Source organism: Streptomyces sp. bgisy027 (assembly GCF_057710365.1).
On the sequence record NZ_JBYIVZ010000031.1, the window covers coordinates 19,099 to 40,808 of the forward strand.

18 protein-coding genes and 1 tRNA gene are annotated in these 21,710 nt (G+C 71.9%); 11 read left to right on the forward strand and 8 right to left on the reverse strand.

Annotated elements, in window-relative coordinates; translation table 11 throughout:
• Nucleotides 1-24 precede the first annotated feature (24 nt).
• On the forward strand, nucleotides 25-1,023 hold the full coding sequence (locus tag AC3ETA_RS28710; RefSeq protein WP_432195794.1) for a magnesium and cobalt transport protein CorA: 999 nt from the start codon (nucleotides 25-27) through the stop codon (nucleotides 1,021-1,023).
• A 3-nt stretch (nucleotides 1,024-1,026) separates the two neighbouring features.
• Here the strand turns inward: AC3ETA_RS28710 and AC3ETA_RS28715 are convergent, their stop codons facing one another.
• Together AC3ETA_RS28715 and AC3ETA_RS28720 are read right to left on the reverse strand one after the other, a co-directional pair.
• Nucleotides 1,027-1,815, reverse strand: coding sequence for a ferritin-like domain-containing protein (locus AC3ETA_RS28715; RefSeq protein ID WP_432195795.1), 789 nt, complete (start codon nucleotides 1,813-1,815; stop codon nucleotides 1,027-1,029).
• A 237-nt stretch (nucleotides 1,816-2,052) separates the two neighbouring features.
• Entirely contained in the window at nucleotides 2,053-3,108 is a 1,056-nt protein-coding gene (locus AC3ETA_RS28720) for an LLM class F420-dependent oxidoreductase (protein ID WP_432195796.1), read from the reverse strand.
• 183 nt (nucleotides 3,109-3,291) lie between these two features.
• Between AC3ETA_RS28720 and AC3ETA_RS28725 the strand changes: the two genes are divergently transcribed.
• Both AC3ETA_RS28725 and AC3ETA_RS28730 read left to right on the forward strand, forming a co-directional pair.
• Complete coding sequence (locus tag AC3ETA_RS28725; RefSeq protein ID WP_432195797.1) at nucleotides 3,292-4,275, forward strand: aldo/keto reductase; 984 nt, start codon at nucleotides 3,292-3,294, stop codon at nucleotides 4,273-4,275.
• On the forward strand, nucleotides 4,272-6,482 hold the full coding sequence (locus AC3ETA_RS28730; RefSeq protein ID WP_432195798.1) for a helix-hairpin-helix domain-containing protein: 2,211 nt from the start codon (nucleotides 4,272-4,274) through the stop codon (nucleotides 6,480-6,482). The genes AC3ETA_RS28725 and AC3ETA_RS28730 overlap by 4 nt, the downstream gene beginning before the upstream one ends.
• 226 nt (nucleotides 6,483-6,708) lie before the next feature.
• Here AC3ETA_RS28730 and AC3ETA_RS28735 read toward each other — a convergent pair whose 3' ends face one another.
• Nucleotides 6,709-7,455: a hypothetical protein gene (locus tag AC3ETA_RS28735; RefSeq protein WP_432195799.1), complete on the reverse strand. Its 747-nt coding sequence runs from the start codon at nucleotides 7,453-7,455 to the stop codon at nucleotides 6,709-6,711.
• A gap of 47 nt (nucleotides 7,456-7,502) precedes the next feature.
• Between AC3ETA_RS28735 and AC3ETA_RS28740 the strand changes: the two genes are divergently transcribed.
• Nucleotides 7,503-7,691, forward strand: coding sequence for a DUF5703 family protein (locus tag AC3ETA_RS28740; protein ID WP_005485166.1), 189 nt, complete (start codon nucleotides 7,503-7,505; stop codon nucleotides 7,689-7,691).
• Between the two features lie 95 nt (nucleotides 7,692-7,786).
• On the opposite strand, the gene AC3ETA_RS28745 is transcribed toward AC3ETA_RS28740, so the two are convergent.
• From AC3ETA_RS28745 to AC3ETA_RS28755, 3 genes are all read right to left on the reverse strand, one after another.
• Complete coding sequence (locus tag AC3ETA_RS28745; protein ID WP_432195800.1) at nucleotides 7,787-8,650, reverse strand: chaplin; 864 nt, start codon at nucleotides 8,648-8,650, stop codon at nucleotides 7,787-7,789.
• A 145-nt stretch (nucleotides 8,651-8,795) separates the two neighbouring features.
• Nucleotides 8,796-9,029, reverse strand: a complete 234-nt coding sequence (gene chpH / locus AC3ETA_RS28750; RefSeq protein ID WP_030954008.1) for a chaplin ChpH — start codon at nucleotides 9,027-9,029, stop codon at nucleotides 8,796-8,798.
• A 157-nt stretch (nucleotides 9,030-9,186) separates the two neighbouring features.
• Nucleotides 9,187-10,512 carry a M20/M25/M40 family metallo-hydrolase gene (locus AC3ETA_RS28755; protein ID WP_432195801.1) on the reverse strand — a complete coding sequence of 442 codons (1,326 nt, stop codon included), beginning with the start codon at nucleotides 10,510-10,512 and terminating at the stop codon, nucleotides 9,187-9,189.
• Between the two features lie 188 nt (nucleotides 10,513-10,700).
• On the opposite strand from AC3ETA_RS28755, the gene AC3ETA_RS28760 reads away from it, so the two are divergent.
• Nucleotides 10,701-10,785: transfer RNA gene (locus tag AC3ETA_RS28760), tRNA-Leu, on the forward strand.
• 16 nt (nucleotides 10,786-10,801) lie between these two features.
• On the opposite strand, the gene AC3ETA_RS28765 is transcribed toward AC3ETA_RS28760, so the two are convergent.
• On the reverse strand, nucleotides 10,802-12,067 hold the full coding sequence (locus AC3ETA_RS28765; protein WP_432195802.1) for a hypothetical protein: 1,266 nt from the start codon (nucleotides 12,065-12,067) through the stop codon (nucleotides 10,802-10,804).
• Nucleotides 12,068-12,418: 351 nt separating this feature from the next.
• Here AC3ETA_RS28765 and AC3ETA_RS28770 point away from each other — a divergent pair, with 351 nt between their 5' ends.
• The 3 genes from AC3ETA_RS28770 (at nucleotide 12,419) to AC3ETA_RS28780 (ending at nucleotide 18,073) form a co-directional block, all read left to right on the forward strand.
• Nucleotides 12,419-16,273, forward strand: a complete 3,855-nt coding sequence (locus tag AC3ETA_RS28770; protein WP_432195803.1) for a Pls/PosA family non-ribosomal peptide synthetase — start codon at nucleotides 12,419-12,421, stop codon at nucleotides 16,271-16,273.
• 77 nt (nucleotides 16,274-16,350) lie between these two features.
• Entirely contained in the window at nucleotides 16,351-17,694 is a 1,344-nt protein-coding gene (locus AC3ETA_RS28775) for a M1 family metallopeptidase (protein ID WP_432195804.1), read from the forward strand.
• Between the two features lie 4 nt (nucleotides 17,695-17,698).
• Nucleotides 17,699-18,073, forward strand: a complete 375-nt coding sequence (locus AC3ETA_RS28780; protein WP_432195805.1) for a YchJ family protein — start codon at nucleotides 17,699-17,701, stop codon at nucleotides 18,071-18,073.
• A 10-nt stretch (nucleotides 18,074-18,083) separates the two neighbouring features.
• Here the strand turns inward: AC3ETA_RS28780 and AC3ETA_RS28785 are convergent, their stop codons facing one another.
• Complete coding sequence (locus tag AC3ETA_RS28785) at nucleotides 18,084-18,785, reverse strand: FadR/GntR family transcriptional regulator (protein WP_432195806.1); 702 nt, start codon at nucleotides 18,783-18,785, stop codon at nucleotides 18,084-18,086.
• 137 nt (nucleotides 18,786-18,922) lie between these two features.
• On the opposite strand from AC3ETA_RS28785, the gene AC3ETA_RS28790 reads away from it, so the two are divergent.
• The 3 genes from AC3ETA_RS28790 to AC3ETA_RS28800 all read left to right on the forward strand — a co-directional run bounded on the left by AC3ETA_RS28790 (nucleotide 18,923) and on the right by AC3ETA_RS28800 (nucleotide 21,710).
• Nucleotides 18,923-19,441, forward strand: a complete 519-nt coding sequence (locus AC3ETA_RS28790) for a gluconokinase (protein ID WP_432195807.1) — start codon at nucleotides 18,923-18,925, stop codon at nucleotides 19,439-19,441.
• A 102-nt stretch (nucleotides 19,442-19,543) separates the two neighbouring features.
• Nucleotides 19,544-20,941 carry a GntP family permease gene (locus AC3ETA_RS28795; protein ID WP_432195808.1) on the forward strand — a complete coding sequence of 466 codons (1,398 nt, stop codon included), beginning with the start codon at nucleotides 19,544-19,546 and terminating at the stop codon, nucleotides 20,939-20,941.
• Nucleotides 20,942-20,951: 10 nt separating this feature from the next.
• Nucleotides 20,952-21,710: an SDR family oxidoreductase gene (locus AC3ETA_RS28800; protein WP_432195809.1), complete on the forward strand. Its 759-nt coding sequence runs from the start codon at nucleotides 20,952-20,954 to the stop codon at nucleotides 21,708-21,710.

Sequence of the window (21,710 nt, forward strand, 5' to 3'; positions counted from 1 at the left end):
GCCGAGGGCGGGAGAATACGCTCCGTGATCGTCGACTGCGCCATCTACCGGGACGGGCGGCGGACCGAGGGGCCCGCGGACTTCTCCGACGCCCTGGATCTGTGCCGCCTCCAGGACGACGCGTTCGTCTGGATCGGTCTGTACGAGCCGACGGAGAAGGAGTTCGACAAGGTCACCGACGAGTTCGGGCTGCATCCGCTGGCCGTGGAGGACGCCCTGAACGCGCACCAGCGGCCCAAGCTGGAGGTGTACGACGACTCGCTGTTCATGGTCCTCAAACCGGTCGGCTACGAGCCGAAGAGCGACATCGTCTCCTCCGGCGAGGTCATGGTCTTCGTCGGCGACTCGTTCGTGGTGACCGTCCGGCACGGCGAGGAGGCGCCGCTGGGGGTCGTCCGGGCCCGGCTGGAGCACGAGCCGGAGATGCTGCGGCACGGTCCCACGGCGGTGCTGTACACGATCGCGGACGCGGTGGTCGACCACTACGTCGCGGTCGCGGGCGAGTTGGGCACCGACCTGGCGGAGCTGGAGGCGGAGGTGTTCTCGCCGACCGGCGGCGGTTCCCGGCACACGGCCTCGCGCATCTACGCCTTCAAGCGGCAGATCATGGAGTTCCGCAGGGCCACCGGCCCGCTCGCGCAGCCGGTGTCCCGGCTCGCGGGCACCGGCCTGATCGGCGCGCGCGTGCCGTTCGTGCACGACAAGGCGCAGCCCTTCTTCCGCGACGTGAGCGACCACCTCACGCGCGTGAACGAAGCCGTGGAGGGCCTGGACCGGCTGGTGTCGGACGTCCTGTCGGCGCATCTTGCGCAGATGAGCGTCCGGCAGAACGACGACATGCGGAAGATCTCCGCGTGGGCGGCCATGGCAGCGGTCCCCACGATGATCGCGGGGATCTACGGCATGAACTTCGAACACATGCCGGAGCTGGACTGGACCGGTTCCTATCCGGTGCTGATCCTGGCCATGGCCGCCGTCGAGGTGCTGCTGTACCGGCTGTTCAAACGCCGGGGCTGGTTGTAGCGGTCAGGCGAACTCGGGTGCCGAGGTGGCGGGTCCGCCGAGGGCGTCGCGGCGTTCCGGCATCGTCAGGGACACCATGCGCCGCCAGCCCGCGAGCCGCTCCCAGGCGTACACGGCGTGGATGCCGGCGGCGAGCGCGGCGGCCTTGGCCCGGGGCCAGCCGAGGACGCGTCCCATGTGGTCCATGACCGCGAGGCTGACGTCCCGGTAGACCCGGATCTCGGCGAGGGCGCACTCGCGCAGGGTGGCCTGGATCTGCCGGCCGTGACCGGCGGCCGCGAAACGCAGGAGTTCCTCGTGCGTGTAGGCGAGGTGGTTGTCCTCGTCGTTGGAGATCATCCGGACGGCCTTGCCGATCACGGGGTCGTCGGCGAAGTACTTGCGGAGCATGATCATCTGTTCCGAGGCGCGCTGTTCGGTGACCCGGCTGTGTGCGAGGTAGGTGATGATGTCGTCGACCGTGAGCGGCTTGTCGGCCTTCAGCTTGTCGTGGGCGAGGCCGATGCCGTGCTTCTCGAGCAGCATCGTGTAGTCGGTCTCGGGCGGGACGGGGACGGGGTCGAGCCCGCGCTTCTTCAGCAGGGCGTTGAAGATCCGCCCGTGCTTGTCCTCGTCCGCGCCGTGCCGGGTGATCTTGGGCGCCATGGCGCGCTCGCTGTCGGGCACGAGCGCGGCGATGCGCGCGTTCTCCCAGCCGCCCTGGGACTCGCCGCTGGCGGCGATCGAGCAGAACAGCCGGAAGGAATCGTCGTTGTCGAGGATCTCCTGGAACAGACTCTTGGCCGAAAGCATCGTGGGGCACCTCTCTCAGGACGCCGCAGGATTCCGCAAAGAACGAGTCAAATGCGGTGAGAGAGCCGCTGCAACAGCTGAGTCGGACAACTCCGCCAAAAGAATGACCACCGGGGTCACGACAGGGGCGTAACCGGGTGGGCACGCGCGCGTTGTTCAGCGTGACGGCCGTGGCGGGGAAGACCCCCGAGCCCCCACCACGGCCGCAGAACTTCCCCGGCCCGTAAGGCCCTCGCGTCATGCCAGTCCGGCGCGCTCCAGGGCCTCGGTGCCGGCGCGCAGGGAGGCGAGCCGCTCGTCGAGCGTGAAGCCGGCCGGCGCGAGGGACAGAGTGGTCACCCCGGCGGCGGCGTAGGCCTTCATCCGGTCCGCGATCCGGTCGACGGAGCCGAGCAGCGTGGTCTGGTCGATCAGGTCCTGCGGTACGGCGGCCGCGGCGCCCTGCTTGTCGCCGGAGAGGTACTTGGTCTGGATCTCGGCGGCCTCCTTCTCGTACCCCATGCGCTGGGCGAGCTGGTTGTAGAAGTTCTGCTTGGGGCTGCCCATGCCGCCGACGTACAGCGCGGTGTAGGGGCGGAAGGTGTCGGCGAGCGTGGCCACGTCCTTGTCGTCGCCGACGGCGAGCGGCAGGGTCGGGCAGATGTCGAACCCGTCGAGGGTCTTGCCGGCCTTCTCGCGCCCGGCGCGCAGGTGCTTGACGGTGGTGTCCTCCAGGTGGTCGGCGGAGGGGAAGATCACCAGTGCGCCGTCGGCGATCTCGCCGGTCTGCTCCAGGTTCTTCGGGCCGATGGCGGCGATGTACAGCGGGATGTGCTCGCGCTGCGGGTGTACGGTCAGCTTGATCGGCTTGCCGGGCCCGCCGGGCAGGGGCAGCGTCCAGTGCTGCCCCTCGTAGGTCAGGCGCTCGCGGGTCATGGCCTTGCGGACGATCTCGACGTACTCACGCGTGCGTGCCAGCGGCTTGTCGAACTTGACGCCGTACCAGCCCTCGGAGACCTGCGGTCCGGAGACGCCGAGGCCGAGCCGGAAGCGGCCGCCGGACAGGGAGTCGAGGGTGGCGGCCGTCATCGCGGTCATCGCGGGCTGGCGGGCCGGGATCTGGAAGATGGCGGAACCGACGTCGATGCGCTCGGTCTGGGCGGCGACCCAGCTGAGCACGGTGGCCGCGTCCGAGCCGTACGCCTCGGCGGCCCAGCACACGGCGTAGCCCAGCCGGTCGGCCTCCCGCGCGACGGCGAGATTGTCCGCGTCCATTCCGGCACCCCAGTAGCCGAGGTTGATCCCGAGCTGCATGGCCGATCCCCTTACCGATCAGTAACGTCCCTTTGGGCCAGACCTTAGCGCGGGGGGCCGCTCACGGGGAGTCCGATGTGGCGGGCGTCGCCCGACTGCCCCGCGCATCCCCGGTGACGGTCCGGGAAACTGGTTATCCACAGGCCCCCACATGGCAGGTTCTGGCCAGTAATCTCGGCGTTCATGGAGCAGAGGCATCTCGGCCGCACCGGCCTGCGCGTGTCCCGGATCGGGCTCGGCACCCTCACCTGGGGCAGGGACACCGACGAGCACGACGCCGCGGACCTCTTGAAGACGTTCTGGGAGGCGGGCGGCACCCTCGTCGACACGGCGGACGTGTACGGCGACGGGGAGGCCGAGTATCTGCTGGGGCGGCTGATGGAAGGGCTGATCCCGCGGCGGGACCTGGTCATCTCGACGAAGGCGGGCAGCGTGCCCGACCCGGACCGGCGCTTCGACGGCTCGCGCGGCCATCTGCTCTCCGCACTGGACGCCTCACTGGCCCGGCTCGGCACGGACCACGTCGACGTCTGGCACATCCACGCCTTCGACCCGTACACCCCGTTGGAGGAGACCCTCCAGGCACTCGACCTCGCGGTCAGCAGCGGTCGGGTGCGCTACGCCGGGGTCTCCAACTTCTGCGGCTGGCAGCTCGCCAAGGCCGCGACGTGGCAGCTCGCGGCGCCCGGCACCCGCACCCGGCTGGCGAGCACACAGCTGGAGTACTCGCTGCTCCAGCGCGGCGTGGAACGCGAAGTGCTGCCGGCCGCACTCGATCTCGGCATCGGCATGCTGCCCTCCTCCCCGCTCGGCCGGGGCGTGCTGACCGGCAAGTACCGAGGCGCGACACCGGCCGACTCGCGCGGCGCCTCTGAGCATCTGGCGCCGTTCGTGGCGCCGTACCTCGACGACACGGCCGGCCGGATCGTGGACGCCGTGCAGACGGCGGCCGACGGGCTGGCCGTCTCCCCGCTCCAGGTCGCCCTCGCCTGGGTCCGCGACCGGCCCGGTGTGACCGCTCCCGTGATAGGCGCGCGCAACGCCCAGCAGCTCACAGCGGCGTTGTCAGTGGAGGCCCTTAGTCTTCCTGACGAGATCTGCCGGGCCCTCGACGACGTGTCGGCGCCCGTGCACCGCTATCCCGATCACGACTGGAGCACGCTGTGAGCACGGAGCCACCCGAGACCACGGAGAACTCGGAGCCGGGGACGCCGGGGGCCGCGGCCGAGGACGGGGCCGCCGCTTCGGCGCCGGGAGGCGAAGGCGCGGACAGCACGTCAGGCGACGGCGAGACCGTCACCGGGGCCGAGTCGGGCGGCGGCGAAGGCGAAGCCTCCCAGAGTGCCGCGCAGCAGTCGGAGGCCGAGGCCGAGCTCGCCGCTCAGCAGGTCGAGCGGGAGCGGATCGCACGGCGCAGGGCCGAGAGGACGGCGCCCGTCGACAGCGGGGCCAAGCTCAGCGGGCAGGCCGCCGATCTCCTCGCCGCCGTACGGGCCGTGGAGAGCGGTGCGAAGCCCACGGCGACCGTCTTCAGCGAGCCGGAGCCGCCGCGGCGCCCCGCTGCAGAGCCGGCCCGCCGACCGCAGCCCGCACCCGTGTCCGCCGCGCCCGCGGACCCCGCGTCGCAGACCGTGGAGTCCGTGCGGGGCGTGCTGACCGAGGGCGGCGCCCCGGAGGCACTGGCCGCGCAGGTCGCCGCCGCACTCGGCGAGGACGCCGCGGACCGGCTGCGGGCGGATCCCTGGCAGTTGCTGGGCGTCGCGGGCGTACGGCCCGAGCAGGCCGACGGGTTCGCGCGGGCGCTGCTCGGCGCGGAAGCCGGACCGGACGACGAGCGGCGCGGCCGCGCGGTCACCGTCTGGCTCCTGGAGCAGGCCGCCCTGGCCGGGCACACGGCCCTGGAGCTGCCGGCGCTCACCGCCGCACTGGGCCGGAAGGGCGTGCCGGACGCGGACACGGCCGTGCAGAACACCCTCGCCGAGGGTGAGGCGTTGGCCTTCCAGGACTCCCTGGAGGAGCCCGGCGCCCCGGCCCGGCGGGACGAGGAGGCGCAGGAGGGCGAGGGGCGGCCGGTCCGTGTCCTCGTCGGCCTGGAGCGGTACGCCCTCGCGGAGGAGAGCCTCGCCGACGGACTGGGCCGCCTGATCAACTCGGCGCCCGAACAGGACGGTTCGGCCGAGGAGTGGGAGCGGGAGGCGGGCGGCGCGGGTTCCGCCGCCGACCTGGTCCGGGCGGTCGCGGCCCATGGGCTGGTCCTGCACACCGGCGGGGAGGCGTCCCGCGCCGAACCGGCGGCACTGCTGCGTGCCGCGCGGGCCCTCGGGTTGCGGGCCTGGGCGGCCATGCCCGGCCCGCCGGCGAGGGAGCGCTTCTCGGCACTGCTGAGCGAGGCCGGCTCCGAAGCGGCGGGGTCCGTGCCCGGCGTCGCCACCGTGGCCGGGCTGCTGTCCGGCGCCGAAGGTCCCGGCCGGGACGCGGACGGGGCGTTCGACCTCGACCTGCTCGTCCTGCTCGACGCACCCCAGCTGGACGTCGAGACGGCCGCGCTGCTCACGGAGTCGCTGCCGGACGGGGCCCGGCTGGTGCTCGCCGGGGACCCCGGGGTGTTGTGGTCGACGGGGCCCGGGCGGGTGTTCGCCGATCTGCTGGCGGCGCGGATCTGCCCGCAGATCGCCTCGCGCCGGCCGGATCCCGGCCCGCTGGGCGAGTTGGTGTCCGGTGTCGGCATCGGCGAGCTGAACCAGGTCGAGGCGCCCGGCAAGGAGGTCGTGATCGTGCCGGTGCGGGACGCGGGCGAGGCCGTGCACCGCACCGTGCAACTCGTCGCGGACTCGGTGCCGCGGGCCATCGGCGTCCCGGCGGAGCAGACCCAGGTGATCACGCCGGGCCACGGCGGCGCGGCAGGCACCCGCGCGCTCAACGCCGCGCTCAAGGAGCGGCTCAACCCGGGCCCCGGGCGCTTCGGCGGCTTCGACCCCGGTGACCGCGTCGCGTACTCCCCCGCGCCGGGCCGTACGGTGCCGGGCCAGGTGGTGAAGGCCGACGCCGAGGGGCTGCATCTGTCCTGCGCCGGCGAGGCCGTGGTCGTTCCGAAGGAGCGGGTGGAGCAGTCGCTGCGGCACGGCTGGGCGCTGACCGCCCACCAGGCGGCGGGTGCCCGCTGGCCCGCGGTCGTCGTGGTCCTGCCCGGTGACGCGGCCCAGGCCCTGAGCCGCCCGTGGGTCTACACGGCGTTCAGCCGGGCCGACCGCCATCTGTCCGTGGTCCACGGCGTCGAGCAGGCCCTCGCCCGGGCGGTCTCCGAGGTCCCGGCCAAGCCGCGCACGACCCGCCTGCCGGCGCTGCTGGCACCACAGCCGACGGCGGCAGGGTGACAGCGACAGCGGGCGGCTGACACCGGCGCGGACCGACTGCCGGCGACAGCGGACGGCTGACACCCGCGCGGACCGACTGACAGCGACGATGTGTGGCTAGCACGGGTGCGCGTGGCCGGCACCGGTGCCTGCCGCGACGACGTCCGGCGCCCGGACGCGCGACGGCGGCGGTCACGGAGCTGAGGCTTCCGTGACCGCCGCCGCCCGGACGGCCGTTCGCCGTGGTTCAGCGATCCGCGTCCATGGGTTCGAGGTCGTCCTCGTCGAGGTCGGTGTCCAGCTCGTCCTCGATGTCCCCATCGATGTCCCCGTCGGAGTCCACCGTGAGCCGCCTGCGCGTGCCTCCGGCCGTGTCCTCGTCGTCGAGGTCGTCGTCGAACACCGTGCTGACGTCGAAGCGGCAGACCACCCGCTGCGGGTCGACCCCCTCGAAGGGTGCCTCCAGCCATTCGCCGGGATCGGTCTGGTCGTCCGCCGCGGTCACCCAGAGCGTCGAGTCACCCTCCTCCAGGCCGAACTCCTTGTGCCGGGAGGCGATCTCGTCCGGCTCGAACTCGCCGAACAGGATGCCCAGCGCCCCGTGCACCGTGCCGGAGGCCTCGCCGTCCGCACCGTCGTCGTAGTCCGCCGCCTCGACCCGCTGGGCCTGCGCCAGCAGCCGCTGCGGCTCCGCCACCGCGTAGTCGCGGCGGATCAGCACGCTCAGCGCGTTCGGTTCCTCGGGGCCCGTGTACGGCGGCAGCGCGTCCTCCGTACCGGGGATCTCGAAGGGTGTGACCTCGTCGTAGCGGTCGTAGAGCAGCTCGTCGTAGGCCTCGGCGGCCGCGGCCAGCTGGTTGAACGCCTCGTAGACGGCCGGGTCGTCCTCCCCCGACCGGCGTTCGACCGCGGCCAGATGGCGGTCGAGCGCGGTCTTGACCGCCTCGGCGGCGGCGCGTACCTCGGCAGCGGTGGGCTGCACAGCATCAGACATAGTGCAGACGCTATCCGTACCGGGCCCCAGCCCGCACAATAGATGCGATGCCGGAATACGAATTTGTCGACGTGTACGTACCTCGCGGGGTCTCCCGCAAGGACGCCACACGCCTGTTGACGGACCATGCCGAGTACGGACACTGGGAGTTGGACCGCCTGAGCCTGCTGCGGGACGGAAGCCGCAGGGTGCGGTTGCGCCGCCGGATCATCCGGCAGGTGCGGGCCACGTGGTGAGCAAGGGCGCCGGACAGGAAACATACGGAGCGGGCCCCGCCGGTGCGGGGCCCGCTCCGTTCGTACCGGAGGTCACAGCCTCCTGGCGGGCCGCTCTACTGCGACGGCCGTGCCTTGCGGTACAGCACCGCTCCCGCCAGCAGCGCGCCCGCACCCACCGGGAGGACGAGGCCCAGCGGCAGGTCGCTGCCGGTCCGGGCGAGTTCCGCCTCGCCCCGGGGCTGGGTGACGAAGTGCGCGCCCGGCTGGTTCGGGTGCGAGGAGCCACCGCCCGGAGTCTCGCCGCCGGAACCGGGCGGCGTGCTCGGGGTACCGGGCTGGTTCGGCTCCCCGGGGTTACCGGGGTTCCCCGGATTGCCCGGGTTACCAGGGTTGCCGGGCTCACCAGGATTGCCCGGGTTTCCCGGGTTACCGGGGTTACCGGGCTCCCCCGGATTCCCGGGCTCCCCCGGATTCCCGGGCTCTCCCGGGTTACCGGGGTTCCCCGGATTGCCGGGGTTGCCGGGGTTGCCCGGCGAGTTGTGACCGCCGCCGTTGCCGCAGTCGTTGTCCGCGCTGGGGTTGCCGATGCCGATGACGTCCACGCTGTTGCCGCACACGTTCACCGGCACATGGACCGGCACCTCGACGTGGTTGCCGGAGCCGACGCCGGGCGAGTCACTGGCGTGGCCGTCGGAGGACGAGCCCCCGCCGCCGTTGGAGCCACCGTGACCGCCCCCGTTGGTGCAGCTGTTGCCGGTTGCCGGGTTGAGCACCCCGACGACGTTCACGGTGTTGCCGCAGACGTTGACCGGCACGTGCACCGGTACCTGCACCGTGTTGCCCGACAGCACGCCGGGCGAGTTCACGCTGGAGCCGTGCGCTCCCGCACCGGTCGCATGGGCCGTGCCGCCCGCCGCGGCGATGACGCCGGTCGCGGCCGCCACGGTCATCAGGCCCTTGCGGGTGACCTGTCGCATTTGCTGATTACCTGCCTTCGACGCTGTTTCGAAACGACGACGTCGGAATTCGACCGACGTCCGAAAGGCCGGTCGGCCCCGGAGCGCATGGCGCGCGCTCCGGGGCCGACGGGCTCAGCCCCGCATCACGGGGCGAGGCACAACGTCACTTGTTGATGCAGGTGTTGCCGAAGGCGGGGTTCAGCAGCCCGATCACCGAGATCGTGTTGCCGCAGACGTTCACGGGGACGTGAACCGGAACCTGGACCACGTTGCCGGACAGGACACCCGGGGAGTGCACCGCGGCACCCTGGGCACCCGAGTCGGCGACGGCCAGGCCCGCGCCCGCGAGAACCAGCCCACCGGTGGCAGCCGCAGCGGCGACGACCTTCTTGATCATTATTCCTCCTTGTTGGCAATGCGATCACAAGTAGCTGATCGCATCACCTGTAACGAGGAGGAACTAATAGGGCTACGACCCTATGAGCGCGTTCACTCTCGCCAGTCACGGCCAGTACGTCTGGACGATTACCGAATGGCTGTGACGGCGGGCCCTTTCAGGACGCGTCGATGAACCTGTCGAGTACACGGACCCCGAATTTCAGCCCGTCCACGGGCACCCGCTCGTCGACGCCGTGGAACATGCCGGCGAAGTCCAGCTCCGGCGGCAGCTTCAGCGGGGCGAAGCCGAAGCCCCGGATTCCGAGGTCGTCGAACGACTTGGCGTCCGTGCCGCCGGAGAGCATGTACGGGATCGCCTTCGCGGCCGGGTCCTCGGCGACCAGCGCGGACTGCATGGCGTCCACGAGAGCCCCGTCGAAGCTCGTCTCGACGGCCTTGTCGGAGTGCACGTCCTCGCGCCTGACCCCGGGGCCGAGGATCTTGTCGAGGTCGGCGAGGAACTCCTCCTCGAAGCCGGGCAGGAAGCGGCCGTCGACATGGGCGGTGGCCTCGCCGGGGATGACGTTGACCTTGTAGCCGGCGCCGAGCTGGGTGGGGTTGGCCGTGTTGCTGAGGGTCGCGCCGATGAGCTTGGCGATGCCGCCGAGCCTGGCGAGGGTGCCCTCCATGTTCTCCGGGTCCAGATCGGTGCCGAGGGCGTCGCCGAGCTCGTCGAGGAAGGCCCGGGTGGTCTTGGTGACCCGCACCGGGAACTTGTGCCGGCCCAGCCGCGCGACCGCCTCCGACAGCTCGGTGATCGCGTTGTCCCGGTGGATCATCGAACCGTGCCCGGCGGTGCCGGCCACGGTCAGCTTCATCCAGTGCATGCCCTTCTCTGCGGTCTGGATCAGATAGAGGCGCCGCTGCTCGCTCACCGTGAAGGAGAAGCCGCCCACCTCGCTGATCGCCTCGGTGACGCCCTCGAAGAGGTCCGGGTGCTTGTCGACCAGGAAGCGGGCGCCGAACTTGCCGCCGGCCTCCTCGTCGGCGAGGAACGCGAGGACGATGTCCCGCGGCGGCCTGCGACCGCTGCGCAGCCGGTCACGGACGACCGCCAGGGTCATCGCGTCCATGTCCTTCATGTCGACGGCACCACGCCCCCACACGCATCCGTCGGTGACCTCGCCCGAGAAGGGGTGGTGGGTCCAGTCGTCGGCGTTGGCCGGTACGACGTCGGTGTGGCCGTGGATCAGCAGCGCGGGCCTGGAGGGGTCCTCGCCCTGGATGCGGGCCACCGTGGAGGCGCGCCCCGGGTGCGACTCGAAGATCTGCGGTTCGAGGCCCACCTCCGCGAGCTTCTCGGCGACGTACTCGGCCGCCTTGCGCTCGCCGGGTCCCGAGTGGTCGCCGTAGTTGCTGGTGTCGATCTGGATCAGCTCGCGGCAGAGGTCCACGACCTCGTCCTCGCCGGCGACGCCCCTGGCCGTGTCCGTGTCGCTCACGCTGCTTCCTTCCGCGCGGTCGCTGCTGGTGGTCCCCTCATCCTCCCCCCGACCACGGCCCTGCCCAAGACCGGCCGCGACCCGTCACACGCCGTTCACGTCGCGACGGGGGGTGATCGGGCACCCCTCGAAAGCCTGGTAATGTTTCCTGTGTCGCCGCGGGGGAGACCCCGCACGACAGACACCTTGTCCGGGTGGCGGAATGGCAGACGCGCTAGCTTGAGGTGCTAGTGCCCTTTATCGGGCGTGGGGGTTCAAGTCCCCCCTCGGACACCGGCTGAAACCCCTGTCAACCAGGGGTTTCTTGCTTTTCCGGGGTTCCCCGGGCGTTTCCGCGGCCGTCGGCCGCGAGCAGGGCGATCACCGCGAGCGCCGCGAGCAGGATGATCACCAGGACCACGACCGTGACGACCGTGGGGTTGTTCCACAGCGCGAACACCAGCGTGATCACCAGCAGGACGCCGCCGGTGAGCCACTTGCGGTTGGCCTCGGTCCAGGTGCCGACCCGGCCCGTGGTGACGCCGTGCGAGCCCGCCCACCCGGCCGTGGTGTCCGCGCCCTGCTCGGCCCAGCCGCGCACCGCGCGCGGCAGCCGCCCGGGGCCGACGAAGTAGGCGCCGAGGGCGACGACCACACCGAGCACGATCACGGTCCGCAGGGTGACCTTCAGGAAGCGCAGAAGGGTGTCGAAGACGGAGGCGGCGGCCGGCTCGGACAGGACGGTCGGCGGCAGGTGGTCCAGGTAGTAGCGGCGGGCGATGACGAGGGCGATGGCCACGACGAGACAGCCGAAGGCCGCTCCCAGGGCCGCCTTCGCCAGGGCGCGGCGGCGCCGGCGGGCCAGCAGGACGCCCACCGCCCCGAGCAGCACGGTGATCACCGGCATCCAGTAGCCGGCCAGGTCCAGCGCGTGCGCGGCGTCCTGGAACTGGTCGAGTTCGTCGGACTTGAACAGGACCACCTGTTTCTCGACGGCCGGGATCTTGGAAGCGGGCTGGATACCGGCGTTCACCAGTTCCTTCTTGACCTGCTCCACTGCGGTGCCGACGTCGAGGGTGACGGTGCCCTCCTCGACGCCGATGGCCCCGCGCCCCTCGCCCGTGAGGGCGTGCACCACGGCCGAGTGGGCCGTCCGGTTCGCCGTGACCCACAGTTTCTCGAACCGGTCGCTCTCCACGAAGCGCTTCGCCACCCGGTCCGCGGCGGCGTTGACCGCCTCGTCCACCTGCGGGGCCAGTGCCTTGACGGCGTCGGCCGCGCGGGGCGGCAGGCCCTGCGACTTCAGCCAGTCGGAGATGTCGGAGGTGACCTGCTTGCCGTTGACTCGGACGTCGACCGCGTCGACGAGCCGGTGGCGGACGGCGTCCTCGATGTCGCGGTCGGTGGCGAGCGGCTTCATCGTCTTGACGTAGCGGTCCGTGTCGAGGGCGAAGTCGTGCACCCATACCGTGATCACGGTGACGGGGACCAGGATGCACGCGAGGACGATCAGTACCGCCGAGGCCGTGCTTCTGAGGATCTTGGTCGCACGACTTCCCTGTGGTGGGTTCGACATCCGCCCTCCGGCATCGGGACACCGGCCGCGACCCGCCGCGGCTCAAGTCCATTCCCGCCGAACGCGGGGATCCCGGCATCCCGGAGTGGGCCATCCGGACGCTGCGTCGACCGCGTTGTCACGCACTGTGTGGGCGATGTCTCGTTCGGTCGAAGATCGCCAGGTCAGCGTGGGTGCACCGGTACCCGGAGCAGCCTCGAACGGGTGCTCCGAGTGGCCGTTCCCCGACCCCGAACCTAGCGTCGTACTAAAATTTCCGGCTTGTTACGGAGCTGGAGCCGGACAACCCCAGGCAAACCTGCGGGCCCGCCAGCGCCCCGGAGGCATCCGGGATCGAGACGCGAGGACCGGATGGCAGCGATACACGAGAGCGATGCTCTCGGCCTGCTCGACGAAGAACTCCGCGAGAAGTTCGGCGACACGGCCCGTTTCTCCGGAGGCCTCGCGGCCTCCCCACGCACGCTCGTCGACGTCTTCGACGCGTCGGTGCGGTCCTTCCCGGACGAGCCGGCGCTGGACGACGGCACGACCAGCCTGACCTACCGGGCGCTGGCGATCGAGGTGGAGCGGCTGCGGCGCGCGCTCGGCGCGGCCGGGGTCGGGCTCGGGGACCGCGTGGGCGTGCGGGTGCCGTCCGGCACCAACGACCTGTACGTCGCGATCCTCGCCGTGCTCGCGGCCGGCGCCGCCTATGTCCCGGTGGACGCCGAGGACCCGGACGAGCGGGCCGAGCTGGTGTTCGGCGAGGCGGACGTACGGGCCGTCGTGGGCGCCGGGCACGAACTGACCGTGCACTCCCGCAGTGACGTTCCCGCCGCGCGCCCCGGGGTCGGGCACGACGCCTGGATCATCTTCACGTCCGGCTCGACCGGGAAGCCGAAGGGCGTCGCCGTCTCGCACCGAAGTGCCGCCGCGTTCGTGGACGCCGAGGCCGCGCTGTTCCTCACCGAGGAGCCGATCGGGCCCGGCGACCGGGTCATGGCGGGCCTCTCGGTCGCCTTCGACGCGTCCTGCGAGGAGATGTGGCTGGCCTGGCGGTACGGCGCCTGTCTGGTGCCGGTGCCGCGTGCGCAGGTCAGGAGCGGTGCGGATCTCGGGCCGTGGCTGGTGGAGCAGGAGATCACGGTCGTGTCGACCGTGCCCACGCTCGCCGCGCTCTGGGAGCCGGAGACCCTCAACGACGTACGGCTGCTGATCTTCGGCGGTGAGGCCTGCCCGCCGGAGCTGACGCAGCGGCTGGTGACCGAGGGCCGCGAGGTCTGGAACACCTACGGGCCCACCGAGGCGACCGTGGTGGCCTGTGCGGCGCTGATGAGCGGCGAGGAGCCGATCCGGATCGGGCTGCCGCTGAACGGCTGGGAGCTGGCCGTCGTGGACGAGGCCGGGGAGCCCGTGCCGATGGGCGCGAGCGGGCAGCTGGTGATCGGCGGGGTCGGTCTCGCGCGGTATCTCGACGCCGAGAAGGACGCGGAGAAGTACGCCCCGCTTCGGTCGCTGGGCTGGGAGCGGGCGTACCGCAGCGGTGACCTCGTCAAGGCGGAGCCGGAGGGGCTGGTCTTCCTCGGCCGGGCCGACGAGCAGATCAAGCTCGGCGGGCGGCGGATCGAGCTCGGCGAGGTGGATGCCGCGCTCCAGGCGCTGCCCGGTGTCGCCGGTGCGGCCGCCGCCGTACGGACCGCCCGCAGCGGCAATCAGCTCCTCGTCGGGTACGTCGTCACGCAGGACGGCTGGGACCAGGCAGTGGCCGTGCAGAAGCTGCGGGCGGAGCTGCCCGCCGCGCTCGTGCCGCTGCTCACGCCGGTCGACGACCTGCCGACCCGTACCTCGGGCAAGGTCGACCGCAACGCGCTGCCCTGGCCGCTGGAGGGTCTGGAGACGGGCGGTCCTGCGGAGCATCTGTACGGCACCGAGGCGTGGCTGGCGGAGCAGTGGACCGAGGTCCTCGGCATCCCCGTCACCAGCGCCTCCGACGACTTCTTCGCGATCGGCGGCGGCAGTCTGGCCGCCGCGCGGCTGACCACGCGGCTGCGGACGCGCTATCCGAGCTCGGCCGTCCTGGACATCTACCAGCAGCCGGTGCTGCGCAAGCTGGCGCGGCGTCTTGAGGAGTCCGCGCACGACGACGGGGCGGAGCGGATCGTCGCGCCGGTCCCCCGGCGTGCGCAGCTGATCCAGCTTCTGCTGCTCGTGCCGCTGTTCACGCTGCTGGGCCTGCGCTGGACGGTCGTGCTGGCCGCGCTCGGGAACCTGCTGCCCGCCTACGGGTGGCTGCCGACGGCGCCCTGGTGGCTGCTCACGGCCGGGGCGGTGGCACTGTTCAGCCCGCCGGGGCGGCTCGCGCTGGCCGCCGGCGGGGCGCGGCTGCTGCTCAGGGGCGTGAAGCCGGGCCGGTACCCGCGCGGTGGCCGTGTGCATCTGCGGCTGTGGACGGCCGAGCGGCTGGCCGAGTTCAGCGGGGCGACCTCGCTGACCGGGGCCTGGCTGGAGCGGTACGCGCGGGCGCTGGGCGCCAAGGTCGGGCCCGAGGTGGACCTGCACTCGCTGCCGCCGGTCACCGGGCTGCTGAAGCTGGGGCGTGGCGCGGCGGTCGAGTCCGAGGTGGATCTGTCCGGGTACTGGCTGGACGGGGACCGGCTGGAGATCGGCTCGGTCAAGGTCGGCGCGCATGCCGTCGTCGGCACCCGCAGCATGCTCTTCCCGGGTGCCCGGGTCGGCAAGCGGGCCGAGGTGGCGCCCGGTTCGGCGGTGACCGGGCAGGTCCCGACCGGGCAGCGCTGGGCGGGCGCGCCCGCGGTCAAGCTCGGCAAGGCCAAGCGCAACTGGCCGGGGGAGCGGCCGCGGCGCGGCACGTACTGGCGGGTGATGTACGGCCTGACCGGCTTCGCGCTGAGCGCGCTGCCCGTGCTGGCCGGTGCGGCCGCGTTCCTCGTGGGCCGGGTGTTCTTCACGCCGGAGTCGCCCCTGGCGGGCGCCGCGCTGGCCCTCGTACCGGCGACGCTGGCCTTCGGGGCGGCGTACGCGCTGCTGATCCTGATCTCCGTACGGCTGCTGAGCCTCGGGCTGCGCGAGGGCACGCATCCCACGCACAGCAGGGTCGGCTGGCAGGCCTGGACCGTCACGCAGCTCATGGACCGGGCCCGCGACACGCTGTTCCCGCTGTACGCCGGGCTGGCCACGCCGGTGTGGCTGCGGCTGCTCGGGATGCGGATCGGGCGGGGCGCCGAGGTGTCCACGGTGCTCGCGCTGCCGAGTCTGACGACGGTCGGCGAGGGCGCGTTCCTGGCCGACGACACGCTGACCGCGCCGTACGAACTCGGTGGCGGCTGGATGCGGATCGGGCGCGCGGAGATCGGGCGACGGGCGTTCCTCGGGAACTCGGGGATGACCGGGCCCGGGCGGACCGTGCCCGACGGCGGGCTTGTCGGGGTGCTGTCGGCGACGCCGAAGAAGGCGAAGAAGGGCACCTCGTACCTGGGGCTGCCGCCGGTCAAGCTGCCGCGTGCCGCGTCCGACGGCGACCGGAGCCGGACGTACGACCCGCCGGCCCGGCTGCTGTGGGCGCGCGGCCTGGTGGAGCTGTGCCGGATCGTGCCGGTGTTCTGCTCGGCGGGCATCGCGGTGCTGACGGTCGCCGCGCTGTGTGTGCTGGGCGTCCGGGCGCCGCTGCTGTCCGGGCTGGTGCTGCTCGCGGCGGGCGCCGCCGCCGGGCTGGTGTCGATCGTCGCGAAGTGGCTGCTCGTGGGGCGGCACCGCAGCGGGGAGCATCCGCTGTGGTCGTCCTTCGTGTGGCGCAACGAGCTGGCCGACACCTTCGTCGAGGTGCTCGCCGTGCCGTGGTTGGCGGGCTCGGTACCGGGTACGCCGGTGATGACGGCGTGGCTGCGGGGGCTCGGCGCGCGGATCGGCAGGGGCGTGTGGGTGGACAGCTACTGGCTGCCGGAGACGGACCTGGTGACCTTGGAGGACGCCGCGACCGTGAACCGGGGCTGTGTGCTGCAGACACACCTCTTCCACGACCGGATCTTGCGGACGGATACTGTGGTCCTCCGTGAGGGCGCGACGCTGGGTCCTGGCGGGATCGTCCTGCCCGGCAGCGCGATCGGGGCCCGCACGACTCTGGGTCCCGCCTCGCTGGTCATGGCGGCGGAGTCGGTGCCCGACGACACCCGTTGGCTCGGCAACCCGATCGAGGCATGGCGTCCCTGAGCACGGCCCGCCCCGGGCCGGAGAGCGGTGGGCCGGCACGCAGTGGCAGCAGTACGGCGCAGGGAGCACAGACAGCAGTGGCAGTTCAGCAGGCGGCGGGCGCGGACCCGTACTTCCCGGAGCACGGCGATCCCCGCTACCGGGTGCACCGGTACGAGCTGGCGCTGGACTACCGCCCGGGCCCGAACCGGCTGTCGGGGACGGCCCGGATCAACGCGATCGCGGGGCGCTCCCCACTGGCCGAGTTCGTGCTGAACCTCGCGGACTTCAAGATCGGGCGGGTCCGGGTGGACGGGCGCCAGCCGCACTACACGCACCGCGGCGGCAGACTGCGGGTGCGCCCGGCGAAGCCGGTCCGGGCCGGGGCGGCCTTCACGGTCGAGGTGCACTGGTCGGGCAATCCCAAGCCGGTGAACAGCCCGTGGGGCGGTGTCGGTTGGGAGGAGCTGGAGGACGGGGCGCTGGTGGCGAGCCAGCCGATCGGGGCGCCGTCGTGGTATCCGTGCAACGACCGGCCGGCCGACAAGGCGTCGTACCAGATCTCGATCACCACGCCGTCGGCGTACGCGGTGGTCGCGGGCGGGCGGCTGCTGACCCGGACGACGAAGGCGAGCACGACCACCTGGGTCTACGAGCAGGCCGCGCCGACGTCCAGCTATCTCGTCGGGCTGTCGATCGGGAAGTACCAGACGGTGCTGCTGGGCGACCCGGGCCTCGGCGGGGTGCCGCAGCACGGGCACATCCCGGCGCATCTGCTGGCGGACTTCTCGCGGGACTTCGCGCGTCAGCCGCAGATGATGGACGTCTTCCAGGAGCTGTTCGGGCCGTACCCGTTCGACGAGTACGCGGTCGTGGTGACCGAGGAGGAACTCGATGTGCCCGTCGAGGCACAGGGGTTGTCGCTGTTCGGCGCCAACCACGTGGACGGGGCGCGGGGTTCGGAGCGGCTGGTGGCGCACGAGCTGGCGCACCAGTGGTTCGGCAACAGCGTGTCCATCGCGGACTGGCGGCACATCTGGCTGAACGAGGGGCTCGCGAAGTACGCGGAGTGGCTGTGGTCGGAGCGCTCGGGCGGGCGGACCGCGCAGCAACTCGCCTCCGCGGCGCACCGGTTGCTGGCGTCGATGCCGCAGGACCTGCGGCTGGCCGACCCGGGCCGCAAGGCGATGTTCGACGACCGGCTCTACGAGCGCGGGGGGCTGACCCTGCACGCGGTGCGCTGCGCGCTGGGCGACATCGCCTTCTTCCGCATGCTGCGCAGCTGGGGTCAGCTGCACCGGGGCGGCACGGTGACGACGGCGGCGTTCACCTCCCATGTGGCCCGCTTCGCGAGCGAGCCGGTGGACGAGCTGTTGCAGGCGTGGTTGCACGGGGCGGCGCTGCCGCCGCTGCCGGGGGCCGAGACACGGGCGGCGGGCTAGGGCCATGACCATGCGTTCCTGCCCGTGCGGGCGGTCCGAGCCGTACGACGAGTGCTGCGGCCGCTTCCACTCGGCCTCCGCCGCCGCGCCGACCGCCGAGGCTCTGATGCGCTCGCGCTACAGCGCGTTCGTCAAGGGCGATACGGCGTACCTGCTGCGCACCTGGCATCCACGGACGCGGCCCGCCCGGCTGGACCTCGATCCGGGGATGCGGTGGACCGGCCTTGAGATCCTGGCCACGACGCACGGTTCGGCGTTCCACACCGCGGGCACGGTGACCTTCCGTGCCTCCTACCGGGGCGGCTCGCTGCACGAGCGCAGCCGGTTCGAGCGGGTGGACGGGGCCTGGGTGTACGTGGACGGGGAGTTCCTGGACTGACCTCCGCGGATCACGGCGCCAGGATGTCCAGCTCCTGAAGTGCCCCGACCGTGATCTCGCGGGTCAGGTGTTCCGCGCGGGCGGCGTCGCCGGCGCGGATCGCCTCGGCGACCTGGACGTGGAGGGTGACGGCGGCGGGGTCGGGGTCCTCGAACATGATCTCGTGGTGGGTGCGGCCCGTGAGGACCTCGGCCACGACGTCGCCGAGGCGCGCGAACATCTCGTTGCCGGAGGCGTTGAGGACGACGCGGTGGAAGGCGACGTCGTGGATCAGGTAGCCCTCCAGCTGGTGGCCGCGGGAGTGGGCGACCATACCGAGGGCGCACTCGGTGAGTTCGGCGCACTGCTCGGCGGTGGCGTGCTTCGCGGCGAGGCCGGCGGCGGCCGGTTCGATCGCCGAGCGCAGGACGGTGAGTGAGCGCAGCTGCCGGGCGCGGTCGGCGCCGGCCAGCCGCCAGCGGATGACCTGGGGGTCGTAGACGTTCCACTCGGACTTCCGGCGGACCGTCACACCGACGCGACGGCGGGACTCCACCAGGTGCATGGACTCCAGGACGCGGACCGCCTCGCGCATCACCGAGCGGGACACATCGAAGCGCTGCGCCAGTTCGTCGGTGCGCAGGACACTGCCCGGCGGGTACTCGCCGGCGGTGATCGCGGGGCCGAGTGTTTCCAGTACATGGCCGTGCAGACCCCGGCCCGGAGTGGTCATGCACTCAGCGTACGCGGTGGATCACGATCTTAAAAAGTCAGACTTATACATCACACACTCTTGAATTCGTCGTACCTAATGCGTTTCATGGGCGTCGACATCACGTGTCGACGAGGACAGCAGACAGTGAGGCAGCGATGAGTACCCCCCATGTCGTCGTGGTCATGGGCGTCGCGGGCACCGGGAAGACCACCATCGGTCCCCTGCTCGCCGCCCGGCTCGGCGTCCCCTACGCCGAGGGCGACGACTTCCACCCGCCGGCCAACATCGCCAAGATGTCGGCCGGCGTCCCGCTCGAAGACGACGACAGGTGGCCCTGGCTCGACGCCATCGGCACCTGGGCGCACGGACGGGCCGGGCTCGGCGGGGTCGTCAGCTGCTCGGCACTGAAGCGGTCGTACCGTGACCGGCTGCGGGCCGAGGCGCCCGGAGTCGTGTTCGTGCACCTCAGCGGCGACCGGGCCCTCATCGAGGACCGGATGGCGCACCGGCAGGGGCACTTCATGCCGACCGCGCTGCTGGACTCGCAGTTCGCCACGCTGCAGCCGCTCCGGGCCGACGAGGCCGGGGTCGCGGTGGATGTCGCGGGCAGCCCCGAGGAGATCACCGAACGGGCCGTCGAAGCGCTGAGCGGGATTCCCGAGTCGGCCGCGTAACCCGCACCTTCCGCACCACCCCCGCTCCACCCCCGGCAGCCGCCGGACACCCCCCACGGCAGTACCCCCTCCCCCGACCCCCGTATCTGCAAGGGAACCCCCGTGACCAGACTCAGCGTCGAGATGCTGGCAGCGGACACCGTCGAGCCCATCACCTCGGCCGGCCACGCTCAGCTCGGTGTCGCCGTCCTGGTGGGCATCGCCGTCATCGTCCTGCTCATCACCAAGTTCAAGCTCCACGCCTTCCTGTCGCTGACCCTCGGCTCGCTGGTGCTCGGCGCGCTCGCCGGGGCTCCGCTCGACAAGGTCATCGTCAGCTTCACCACCGGGCTCGGCACCACCGTGGCCGGCGTGGGTGTGCTGATCGCGCTCGGCGCGATCCTCGGCAAGATGCTCGCCGACTCCGGCGGCGCCGATCAGATCGTCGACACCATCCTCGCCAGGGCGAGCGGCCGTTCCATGCCCTGGGCGATGGTGCTGATCGCCTCGGTGATCGGTCTGCCGCTGTTCTTCGAGGTCGGCGTCGTACTGCTGATCCCGGTCGCGCTGATGGTCGCCAGGCGCGGCAACTACTCCCTGATGCGCATCGGCATCCCCGCCCTCGCCGGGCTGTCCGTGATGCACGGTCTGGTCCCGCCGCACCCGGGCCCGCTGGTCGCCATCGACGCGATCGGCGCCAACCTGGGTGTGACGCTGGCGCTCGGCGTCCTCGTCGCCATTCCGACGGTGATCATCGCGGGGCCGCTGTTCTCGCGGTACGCGGCCCGTTGGGTGGACGTCCCGGCTCCGGACCGGATGATTCCGCAGCGTGTCTCGGAGGACCTGGAGAAGCGGCCCGGCTTCGGCGCCACGCTCACGACCATCCTGCTGCCCGTCGTCCTGATGCTCTCCAAGGCCCTGGTCGACATAGTCGTCGACGACCCGGAGAACACCGTGCAGCGGGTCTTCGACGTCATCGGCTCGCCGCTGATCGCGCTGCTGGCCTCCGTGCTCGTCGGCATCTTCACCCTGCTCGGGCCCGCGGGCTTCAGCAAGGAGCGGATCTCGCCGCTGGTCGAGAAGAGCCTCGCCCCCATCGCGGGCATCCTGCTCATCGTGGGCGCCGGCGGCGGCTTCAAGCAGACGCTGATCGACACCGGCGTCGGCCAGATGGTCCTGGACATCTCCAAGGACTGGTCGATCCCGGCGCTGCTGCTGGCCTGGCTGATCGCGGTGGCGATCCGGCTGGCGACGGGCTCGGCGACGGTCGCCACGGTCTCCGCGGCCGGTCTGGTCGCCCCGCTCGCGGCCGACATGTCGACGACCCACGCGGCCCTGCTGGTCCTCGCCATCGGCGCCGGCTCGCTGTTCTTCAGCCATGTCAACGACGCCGGCTTCTGGCTGGTGAAGGAGTACTTCGGCCTGAACGTCGGACAGACCGTCAAGACCTGGTCCGTCATGGAGACGATCATCTCGGTGGTCGCCGGCGGTCTGGTCCTGCTGCTCTCGCTCGTGATCTAGGGGTACGTCCGTGAGCCACCCGCTCTTCGACATCAGCGGCCGCACGGCCCTGGTCACCGGCTCCAGCCGGGGCATCGGCCTCGCGCTCGCCCGCGGTCTGGCCGAGGCCGGCTGCACGGTCGTCCTCAACGGACGCGACGCGGAACGTCTCGCCGAGGCCGCCGGGGAACTCCCCGGCGACGTCCGCACGGCCGCGTTCGACGTGACCGACGGCCCGTCGGTGGCCGCCGGGATCGCGGACGTCGAGGAGCGGGTGGGCCCGCTCGACATCCTGGTCAACAACGCGGGGATGCAACTGCGCGCGCCCCTGCTGGAGTTCGGGGACGCGGACTGGCACCGCATCCTGGACACCAATCTCACCAGCGCGTTCCTGGTGGGCCGGGAGGCGGCCCGCCGGATGACGGAACGCGGTCACGGAAAGATCGTGAACATCTGCTCCCTCCAGAGCGAGGTGGTCCGCCCCGGCATCGCGCCGTACGCGGCCACCAAGGGCGCCCTGAAGATGCTCACCAAGGGCATGTGCGCCGACTGGGGTCCCTGCGGCGTCCAGGTCAACGCCCTGGGCCCCGGCTACATCGAGACCGAGCTGACCCGGCCCCTCGTCGAGGACGAGGAGTTCAGCGCCTGGGTGCGCCGCCGCACCCCGGCCGGACGCTGGGGACGCACCGAGGACCTGGTGGGCGGGCTGCTCTTCCTCGCCTCCCCGGCCGCGGACTTCGTGGGCGGGCAGGTGCTGTACGTCGACGGCGGCATGACCAGCGTGCTGTGA